Below are 8852 nucleotides of genomic sequence, written 5' to 3' on the forward strand. Positions count from 1 at the left end.
CGTCATCTCGGTCACGGTGAGCTTGTTGATCTTGGCCCGCGCAGCCAAGTCCTGTCGCGCACTCCGCAACGCGCTCACATCCATATCACCCGCACCAGAAATCGCCGGGGCCACCAATAAGTTGCCCGGCAGTGCGATGGCAACAGACAGGTCAATCGCTTCGTGCAGATGAACCTCGCGGTCCTTGGTGCGGCCATTCGCATCGGGATGCTTCTTGAGCGCGCGGATCACGGCCAGCATCAGCAGATCCTCCACCGAGGCCTTGGTCCCCTCTTCCGCCAGCCGCGCCTTTTCCGCCAGCAAAGCAGTAGCGTCCGCACTGCCGTGATGGGTCAGCTGCGCCGCGGTGGCCAGGCTCTTGACCATGGCGTCCGCGATCATGCCGCGCACGCCTTTCAGTGCTACGGTGCGCACGCCGTCGGTCATGCAATTGTTCCGATGACAGCGCCTTTGGAAACCACCGCGTCGGCCTTCTCTTTGATAGCTACGGTGCCCGACGCGGGCGCGTGGATTTCGTATTGCACCTTCGCAGTCATGATTTCGGCGATCAACGCGCCTTTTTCAACGGTGGCCCCATCGTTGACCAACCAAGTGGTGATGACGGTTTCTACGTCTTCTTCCCAGAGGTTGGTGGGGATGATGATGTCTGTCATGGAGCTTTCCTGTGTTGGGTGGGACCGCCTGTGAAGGCGGCCCCGAGACGCACGGTCAGGCCGCTTTCATGCTGTTGAACGCGGCAACGATCTTGTCGGGGTTGGGCAGGCAGAACTGCTCCATGACCCTTGCGTAGGGGATCGGCACATCTGGATACGCCACCCGCTTGGGCGCGGCCTTGAGGGCCGAGATGTCATGTTCCGTCACGCTGGCGATGATCTCGCCGGAGACGCCGTAAGACATGTAGTCCTCGTCCACGACGATGAGGCGACCCGTCTTGGCGACGCTGGCGCGGATCGTGTCGCGATCCAGCGGGACCAGACTGACCAGATCGACCACCTCAGCGCTGACGCCTTGGCTCTCCAGCTTCTCGGCTGCTTTCAGAGCGTTGTGCACGCCCATCCCGACGCTGACGATGGTGACGTCTTTTCCTGAGCGCACGACCTTGGCTTTGCCGATTTCGACCGTGTAGCTTTCCACTGGGGTGTGCACCGTTGCGCCCGCTTCTGTGGCAAGCCATCCCATGCCTTGCAGGCCCTTGTGGTACATGTAGACGACAGGGCTGTCATCGCGCATGGCGGCGGTCATCAGCCCCTTGGCGTCATAGGCATTCGACGGGCAAACCACCTTCATGCCGGGCAGGTGCGCAAAGGTGCCATACAGACATTGCGAGTGCTGCCCGCCGTCGGAGTAACCGCCACCGGTCGACGTCATCAGCACCATCGGCACCTTGAAGTTGCCACCCGAAAAGTAGATGTTCTTGGCCATCAGGTTGTAGATCGCGTCAAAGCAGACGCCGAAGAAATCGACGAACATCAGTTCGACAACCGGGCGCATCCCGTCTTGGGCAGCCCCGACAGCGGCGCCGATGAAGGCGGTCTCGGAAATCGGCGTGTCGCGAATGCGCTCAGGGCCAAATTCCTCCAGCAAACCGCGTGTGTTGCCGTAAACGCCGCCGAGGGCGCCGATGTCCTCACCCATCACAAAGACGGTGGGGTCGATCTGCATTTCCTGTTGCACGGCCTCGGCCATGGCGCGAGCAATGGTCAGTTTTCTTTCGTTGGCTACGCTCATGCTCTGTCTCCTTAAGCGAACACGGAAGTCAGCGCGGTTTCTGGCGCCGGATCCGCACTTTCGCGGGCAAATTTGATGGCTTGTTCAACGCGGGCAGCGGCCTGTGCCTCTATCGCGTCGAGCTCTGCGCCGGTGGCCACGCCATCGGCGATCATCTTGGCGCGCATCTTCGGAATCGGGTCCTTCGCGAACAGCGCGTCCTTCTCGCCCTTGGGGCGGTAGCCTTCGGCATCACCCATGAAGTGGCCAGCGAGCCGATACGTTTCGATCTCCAGCAGGGACGGGCCTTCACCAGCGCGGGCGCGGGCAATCGCTTCACCAGCGGCCTCATAGATCGCGTAAGGGTCGTTGCCTGCGATGCGCTTGCCAGGTATGCCGTAAGCGGCCGCACGGTCTGCGTTGTTGGAGATCGCGGTCGAAGCCTCCTTGGACACCGAAATCCCCCAGGCGTTGTCTTCGATGACGCAAATGAAAGGCAGCTTCCAGGTCGCGGCGAGGTTCATCGCTTCATGCCAGCCGCCCTGGTTCACGGCACCCTCGCCAACGAAAGCCACGGCAACGCCGGGCTTTTTCTGCATCTTGCGGCTAAGGGCGGCACCGACGGCTGGGCCCATGCCCTGGGCAATGATCCCCGAGCAGGCAAAGTTCACCTTCGGATCAAAGAGGTGCATGTGCCCGCCACGCCCGCCTGAAAGGCCGGTCGCCTTCCCGAAGATCTCGGCAGCCATCTTGTCGAGGTCCACCCCCTTGGCAATGGCCTGGTGGTGCGGACGGTGCGTGGCGGTGACGATGTCGCTTGCTTCGAGATGCGCACAGACGCCCACCGCCACAGGTTCTTGCCCGTCGGACAGGTGCATCTCACCGGGAATCGGGCCGTCGGCCATGCTGAACACGGGCAACTTGCCCTCGAAATAGATTTTCGCAATGGTCTCTTCGAACTTGCGGCTCGTGACCATGTTGCGATACATCCAATGCTGTTTCTCGCGGTTTGGTGTCATTGGTTTGTCTCCTATAAAAATGCTCAGATACACGAACGACGCAGGTGCGCCGCCAACTCGTCGACGTCGGACCGCTTCGCAAGCAAAGTGGTCACCCCCTGGTGGCGCGTCTCGCAGGTACTTTTTTGCAAAGGCCATGCCATAAGTCGGATCTGTAGAAGAATCGCGGGAATACCCTTAAAGAGACCGCACTAAAAGCCGGTTTGAGGGCGTTCCAAAGGCTTTGAGGGCGGTGTGTCGGCCTGCTGAATGCCCATGGCAGCGACACCTGTGTGCTACAGGTGTCGCACCAGCAAGCGAACGAGCGACAGGTGTCGCACCTGCGTATATCTGCAACCCCGCCGCCAACTAGGAAAGCCAGGGCTGGACCTCTCGCGGCCAATCACGCCAAAAGCGGAAAGTGCCGGCGCCTTCTGATTCAGGCCTGCTGATTGGGGCTGACGATGCCCAACTTTTGCATGCGACGGTAGACAGTCGCTCGGCATATGCCCAGGCTGCGCGCCGCATGGGTGATGTTCCAGTGGTGCGCTCTCAGAACCTGCACCAAATCATCCCGCTCCGAACCAGCGGCGGCATCGACAGGTGATGCTGGTAAGCCAATCGACAGCATGCGGGGTGGGGGCAAGCTGGCACGCATGGCACCCTGGATGTCGAGCGGGAGGTGTTCCAGTTCGATGGCCTCGCCACCGCTCAAAGCCAGGGCGGCGCGCAGTATGTTCTTCAGTTGGCGGATGTTGCCTGGCCAGTGGTAGGTCTGCAGCGCGGCCAACGCATGGGGGGAGGCCGTGCCCGCACGGGCATAGAGCGACCGGCCTTCCTCCTGCAGCAGCTGGCGGATCAAGCCTTCCTTGTCTGTGCGCTCATGCAAACTGGGCAACGCCAGCGTGACGCCATTGAGGCGGTAAAACAGGTCCAGGCGGAAAAGTCCGTTGGCGACCAGCTCGTTGAGGTCCCTGTGCGTGGCGCAAACTATCTGTATGTCCACGGGCACCGAAGTTTCTGAACCCAGCGGCGTGACTTCCCTTTCGGCCAGTACGCGCAGCAAGCGGGTCTGCATCGCCAAAGGCATGTCCCCGATTTCGTCCAGAAACAGCGTGCCGCCGTGGGCCTGCTGAACCTTGCCCCTGGCCCCCTTGCTGCGTGCGCCGGTGAATGCGCCCTCTTTGTAGCCAAAGAGTTCGCTTTCGATCAAGGTGTCCGGGATGGCAGCGCAATTCACTGCGACAAAGGCTTTGGATCGCCGCGTGCTCGCCTCGTGGATCGCTTTGGCAAAGGCCTCTTTGCCGGTACCCGATTCACCCTGCAGCAAGATCGCCAGGCCCTTGTCTACCACACGGAGGGCCTGCTGGGCATTGCGCGTCATGCTGGCATCGTTCCCAGCAAGTTCACGCAGCGCCTTGTCATCCGGGGTATGCAGCATCGGTCGTTGGCGTTCGGTCACTGGTGTGAGCTTGCGTGGCCCGCGCGCCAGGGCAAAACACCGCTCGCCCGAGTGCAGCAAACGCAACGCCAGCGGCTCCGGGTGGGCCAGTGAAGCGCCAAGCAGTCGCTCCATCCGCGCGTTGAAAACGTCTTCGACATGGGCGCCGGTCAGCATCGCCGGCGTGCGCCCCACGGATTGCAGAAAGGCCTGGTTGGCCGCAACGATCCGGCCTTCCTCGTCCAGCGCGAGCAAGCCCTCTGTCGCCACTTCTAGAAAATCGCGCCGTCCGGCCAGACGCAGCACCAGGTTCCGGTCGAATTGCTTGAGAAACTGGGCGTTCTCGATCAAACGAGCGGTCGACTTGACCATCTGCAACACCAGGTGCTGACTGCGCTTGTCGTCCGGCGAGTACAGGGCGGATGCATCCAACACCGCCTGCACCTGGCCATCGACGCCCAACAGGGGCGCGGCGCTGCAGCTCAGGGTTCGGTAGGGCACACGAAAATGTTCTTCATGATGAACCGTGATGGACCGCTGCTCCAGGTTCGCCAGCGCCACGGCGCATGTCCCCTCCGTCTCCTCTGACCAGCAACTGCCGAGGTACAGGCCGGCCTGTCGCAGCTCGCGGTCCAGCAATGGGTTGCTGATGAAGTCGACGGCGACGCCGTGGGCATCCGTGAGCAGTATCACATACCCGGCGTCACGTATCTGCAGGAACAACGACTCCATGCCGCTGCGCGCAACATCCAGCAGGTCTTCCATCGGCAAGCGATGGTCTTGCAGGGCAGTCGCGGTGAGGACGCGCGGCGGGTCACTGCGTCCCGGGTCGAGCCTGTGAACGCCCATCGACCGCTGCCTTGAGCGCTCGATCACGTCGTCTGCACGCCAGGATATGTCCGAGGTGGCCTCATGACCGGGTGCACTCCAGTGGCTGCTGAATGCCATGTTTGTCTCCTGGCTTCTTTATGCTGGCACCCGCATCAAGGCGGGTTTATCCAGGCGGTCGTGTCTGTCGCAATGTGGCGAGACCTACAAGCTCTGCCGCAGCCTCACCGCGACACCGTTGGCCTTTGCACGCTCAATGATAGGTCCGAAGCTCGAAAAAATGACCATCTCGGGATTTGACCTGACCTTCACCAACCGTACCAAGCGGAGGTTAGTGAAGTCCGTCAACCACCAGGAGAAAGACGAACATGAAGAAGAGCAGATCATCCGGTTCTGGCGGCAGTCCGAGGCCGACCTGTCAATCGTATTCGTTGCGGCCCTTCAGAACCCTTCGAGCACGATCTTGCCGCGCGCCGTTCCGCTTTCGATCTGCGCGTGCACCCGGCGCAAGGTCGCGGCATCGATCCTGCCGGCGGTCTCGGTGGCCGTCGAGCGGATGCGCCCGGCGTCAACCAGCGCCGCCACCTCGGTCAGCATCTGCCCCTGGCGCGCCATGTCCGGCGTGCCGAACATCGAGCGCGTGAACATCAGCTCGAGGGCTCAGGCACCCCTGATCGACGACGGTAATGTGCTGGCTAACACCTTCGGCCCCGAATACCGCATGCTGCTGATCGGCGCCGGCCAGCTCACCGAGTACCTGGCCACCATGGCCGTGTTCAGTGGCTTTGCCGTCACCGTGTGCGACCCGCGCGAGGAGTACCGTGCGTCCTGGTCGGTCCCCGGTGTGACGCTGCTCACCGGCATGCCCGACGACGTCGTGCACGATTACAAAGTTGACCGGCGCAGCTGCGTGATCGCGCTCACGCACGACCCCAAGCTCGACGACCTTGCCCTGCTCGAAGCGTTGGACACCGAGGCCTTCTACGTAGGCGCCATAGGCTCGCGGCGCAACAACGAGGCGCGTCATGCCCGCATGATCGAACACCTCGAGCAAACGGCCGAGCGCCTGGCGCGCCTGCGCGGGCCGATCGGCATCTACATCGGCAGCAAGACGCCACCCGAAATCGCAGTCAGCATCATGGCGGAGGTGTTGGCGGTAAAGAACGGCGTTCCACTGCCGCGCGACATGGACGTGACGCACGCCAAGAACACACTCGCTGATGGCGCATCCATGCAGCCTGGCTCGACCTGCTTATCTCTCTCCGATTCGCGGTGAATACTCCGGCCAAGGACTGCAAGCGCGTCAGTGTTCTCATACTGGCAGCTGGCGCGGGGCAGCGTATGGGGAGGCGGGCCAAGTGCCTGCTGGAGGTGCAGGGCCAGACTCTGCTGGAACGTCTGATGCACTCAATTTGTAGCGTGGGATTCCACAGGTGCGTGCTTGTGCTTGGTCATCATGCCGCCGATATCCAGGCCCACGTTGCTCAATGGCCTGCGAAGTTGATGACAGGACAGGTCGTCAATCCATCGCCCGAAGAAGACACAGCCACTTCGCTACAAGTCGGCTTGCAAACACTGGATAGCGACACGGAGGCCGTGATAAAACAGTTACGATGCATTAAAAAACATAGATTTGCCGCTAATTAGAGCAAAGCTTTGCCGTTCTGTCCCGTAACTGCTACAAAGTTTTGCCGGAAGCTAAGTCCCCTCAAGTAAATGGGCCATGGCCTCCAACTGGGCTTCGCCTAGTTTGCCGGACACTTTGTTAAGACCCGGTTACTCCTGAGCCTGACGGACGGCTAAGCAGCGGTTGCTGCCGTTCGAGTTTTCAACGTGAATGCCCTTGGCGTGCCGGATTGCGATCACTCCTATTCATGCATCGTGGTAATGCGCAGAGACAGGTTTCAGGCGCGCAGTTGACATTGCTAGAGAGTTGACAACAGCGTGCAGAGATCTGCAAGCTCGACGAGCAAGACTGCAGCAGCATCAAGCATGGTGCGATCAATCACCTGGGCGTGTCGCCAGCGTTGATGGCTTACCGCGAGCACAAGGCCATGCTGGGCAAGACTTAGGCCGGCGAGAAGTTCCCGGCGGTTGTGATGATGGGGGCTGGCTGGATGGTGGTCCCCGACATCAAACCAGGCAAGTGATGGTGAGTGGCTGACCCGCCCTGGGTCAGCCACTCAGTCGGGATCGCTGTTTGCAGGTGATCCCGTCCTTTTTGTCAGTTGGCGCAGCAGCGCTGTGGCCAACCAGCCATCACTTTGATCCACCCGAAGCCTTGGCCACGTAGGCCGCCAGGGCGGCAATTTGCGCATCACTGAGTTTGCCGTTGTAGGACGGCATCTGCCCAATGCCGTTGCGCAGCGCGGTGGCCACGCGCTTGGCATCGGGCTTGAGCTCGTCCAGGCTGGGGCCCACGGCGCCTTCGGCTCCCGCGTCCTTGAGCGCATGGCACAGGGCGCAGGCAGGCACCGCGCCTTGGCCGAACAACACCTTGCCTTGTTGAAGTTGCGCGGCATCGTCGGCGGCGTGCACGGGCAGCACTGTGAATGCCAACGACCACAGGGCAGCGACCAACGCGTGTTTTTGGATTGTGCGCTTCATGCCACGCTCACTTTCACGGCGTGGTCGGCCCAGCTGGTGTTGTTGTAGCCGCCCGCGTTTTCCATGCGTTGTTCGGGCTGCACGTTGCCTGCGGTGTCGGTGGCTCGGCTCGCCAGGGTGAACTGGCCCGCCGGCAGGCGCGCCGCAAAAACAAACTGCCGCCACGCAAAGCGGCCGAGGTCGGGCCCCACCATGCGCGCGAGCTGCCAGGTTTTTCCGCCGTCCAGAGAAACCTCGACCTTGGCCACCGCGTTCATGCCGCCAAACGCCACGCCATGGATCTGTGTGTCACCCGCTTTAAGCGGGGCGCCGTCCGTGCCGGGACCGTTGATCCACGACTTCACCGTCATTTCCTGCACCGATGGCTGCGACGGGTCGCCCTTCGCGCCGGGCGGTGAAATGCGGTAGCCGTGCGACATGATGCGTGCGTCGGTCTCCTGAGCGGTGAAGGCCAGGCGTTTGACGTACTTGATGTTGTTCACGCCCGTGTAACCCGGCACGATCAAGCGCAGTGGGCCGCCGTGGGCCAGCGAAATCGGCACACCGTTCATTTCCCAGGCCAGCAGGGCATCGGCGAGTGCGGCAGCAGGCACCGAGCGTTCCACGATCACGCTCTTGGGGTCCAGTCCATCGGGGAGTTTTTCGCCGCCTGTGCCGGTGAGGTAGGCCATGCCGGCCTCCACGCCGCCCAGGGCATCCACCACCCAGCGCACCGGCACACCGCTCCACACCACACAGCCTGCTGCGCCCACTTGCCAAGGCGTTCCACTGGGCTTGTTGGGGAAGTAGCCGCGTCCGTTGCCAGAGCATTGCAACACCATCGCCGTGGTCTCGATGCCCATGCGCTTGAGGTCGCCCAGCGTGAGTTTGCGCGGGTTCTTCACCCCCTCGATGTTGATCTCCCAGGCATCGCGGTTGCCCAGGATCGAGGCGTCGGGCGCGGGCAGATTGTTGCGGATGTAGAGCTGCTCGGACGGCGTGATTACGCTGGTGCCGAACACACTGCGCTTGGTCTCAATGGTGGTGCTGCTGTGCACGATCAGGCTGGCCGGGTCCTTCCAGCCCACGTACGCTGGCAGAGGCTTGGCAGCACCGGCCACGGCGACGGGCGCGGTCTCACCAGCAGCGGCTGCGGTGCGGCCAAAGCTGGCCAGACCAACGGCAGCCAAAGCAGCGCCGCTGCCGGCCAGCAGGTGGCGCCGGGGGAGCGAGGTGGGTTGTTGGTTCATTTCTGGGGTCTCCGGTGGTTGGGCGTCGTGCGCCGGTTGGGG

The 8852-nt window shown here is 62.2% G+C and carries 9 protein-coding genes and 1 pseudogene; 2 read left to right on the forward strand and 8 right to left on the reverse strand.

Annotated features, from left to right (window positions below; all coding sequences use genetic code 11):
• The 6 genes from DBR23_RS15465 to DBR23_RS15490 all read right to left on the reverse strand — a co-directional run.
• Window positions 1–426, reverse strand: a 426-nt coding sequence (locus tag DBR23_RS15465; RefSeq protein ID WP_199227723.1) for a 2-oxo acid dehydrogenase subunit E2, incomplete at its 3' end; no start/stop codon positions are given.
• Window positions 423–653 carry a biotin/lipoyl-containing protein gene (locus DBR23_RS15470; protein ID WP_008905564.1) on the reverse strand — a complete coding sequence of 77 codons (231 nt, stop codon included), beginning with the start codon at window positions 651–653 and terminating at the stop codon, window positions 423–425. The genes DBR23_RS15465 and DBR23_RS15470, both read right to left, overlap by 4 nt.
• A 55-nt stretch (window positions 654–708) precedes the next feature.
• Entirely contained in the window at window positions 709–1728 is a 1020-nt protein-coding gene (locus tag DBR23_RS15475; protein WP_008905565.1) for an alpha-ketoacid dehydrogenase subunit beta, read from the reverse strand.
• Between the two features lie 11 nt (window positions 1729–1739).
• The gene (locus DBR23_RS15480) at window positions 1740–2726 is read right to left on the reverse strand and encodes a thiamine pyrophosphate-dependent dehydrogenase E1 component subunit alpha (protein ID WP_034397995.1); all 987 of its coding nucleotides are present in this window, start codon (window positions 2724–2726) and stop codon (window positions 1740–1742) included.
• A gap of 418 nt (window positions 2727–3144) precedes the next feature.
• The gene (locus tag DBR23_RS15485; protein WP_233250478.1) at window positions 3145–5022 is read right to left on the reverse strand and encodes a sigma-54-dependent Fis family transcriptional regulator; all 1878 of its coding nucleotides are present in this window, start codon (window positions 5020–5022) and stop codon (window positions 3145–3147) included.
• 393 nt (window positions 5023–5415) lie between these two features.
• Window positions 5416–5622, reverse strand: coding sequence for a zinc-binding dehydrogenase (locus DBR23_RS15490; protein ID WP_008905568.1), 207 nt, complete (start codon window positions 5620–5622; stop codon window positions 5416–5418).
• A 16-nt stretch (window positions 5623–5638) separates the two neighbouring features.
• Between DBR23_RS15490 and DBR23_RS15495 the strand changes: the two are divergent.
• Both DBR23_RS15495 and DBR23_RS32295 read left to right on the forward strand, forming a co-directional pair.
• Window positions 5639–6250: pseudogene (locus DBR23_RS15495) on the forward strand (XdhC family protein); the annotation flags it as partial.
• Complete coding sequence (locus DBR23_RS32295; protein ID WP_108498838.1) at window positions 6247–6621, forward strand: NTP transferase domain-containing protein; 375 nt, start codon at window positions 6247–6249, stop codon at window positions 6619–6621. The pseudogene DBR23_RS15495 and the gene DBR23_RS32295, both read left to right, overlap by 4 nt.
• 612 nt (window positions 6622–7233) lie before the next feature.
• On the opposite strand, the gene DBR23_RS15505 is transcribed toward DBR23_RS32295, so the two are convergent.
• Both DBR23_RS15505 and DBR23_RS15510 read right to left on the reverse strand, forming a co-directional pair.
• Window positions 7234–7581, reverse strand: a complete 348-nt coding sequence (locus DBR23_RS15505; protein ID WP_008904214.1) for a cytochrome c — start codon at window positions 7579–7581, stop codon at window positions 7234–7236.
• A complete protein-coding gene (locus tag DBR23_RS15510; RefSeq protein ID WP_062405656.1) occupies window positions 7578–8810 on the reverse strand; it encodes a sulfite oxidase in 1233 nt (410 codons plus the stop codon). The genes DBR23_RS15505 and DBR23_RS15510 overlap by 4 nt, the downstream gene beginning before the upstream one ends.
• Window positions 8811–8852: the final 42 nt, after the last annotated feature.

The organism is Acidovorax sp. HMWF018 (assembly GCF_003061035.1).
Classification (GTDB): Bacteria; Pseudomonadota; Gammaproteobacteria; order Burkholderiales; family Burkholderiaceae_C; genus Acidovorax; species Acidovorax delafieldii.

Bases quoted from the DNA above. Each gene is read 5' to 3' on its own strand.
- DBR23_RS15470 (WP_008905564.1), bottom strand. From the start codon at position 653: ATGACAGACATCATCATCCCCACCAACCTCTGGGAAGAAGACGTAGAA.
- DBR23_RS15475 (WP_008905565.1), bottom strand. From the start codon at position 1,728: ATGAGCGTAGCCAACGAAAGAAAACTGACCATTGCTCGCGCCATGGCC.
- DBR23_RS15480 (WP_034397995.1), bottom strand. From the start codon at position 2,726: ATGACACCAAACCGCGAGAAACAGCATTGGATGTATCGCAACATGGTC.
- DBR23_RS15490 (WP_008905568.1), bottom strand. From the start codon at position 5,622: ATGTTCACGCGCTCGATGTTCGGCACGCCGGACATGGCGCGCCAGGGG.
- DBR23_RS15505 (WP_008904214.1), bottom strand. From the start codon at position 7,581: ATGAAGCGCACAATCCAAAAACACGCGTTGGTCGCTGCCCTGTGGTCG.
- DBR23_RS15510 (WP_062405656.1), bottom strand. From the start codon at position 8,810: ATGAACCAACAACCCACCTCGCTCCCCCGGCGCCACCTGCTGGCCGGC.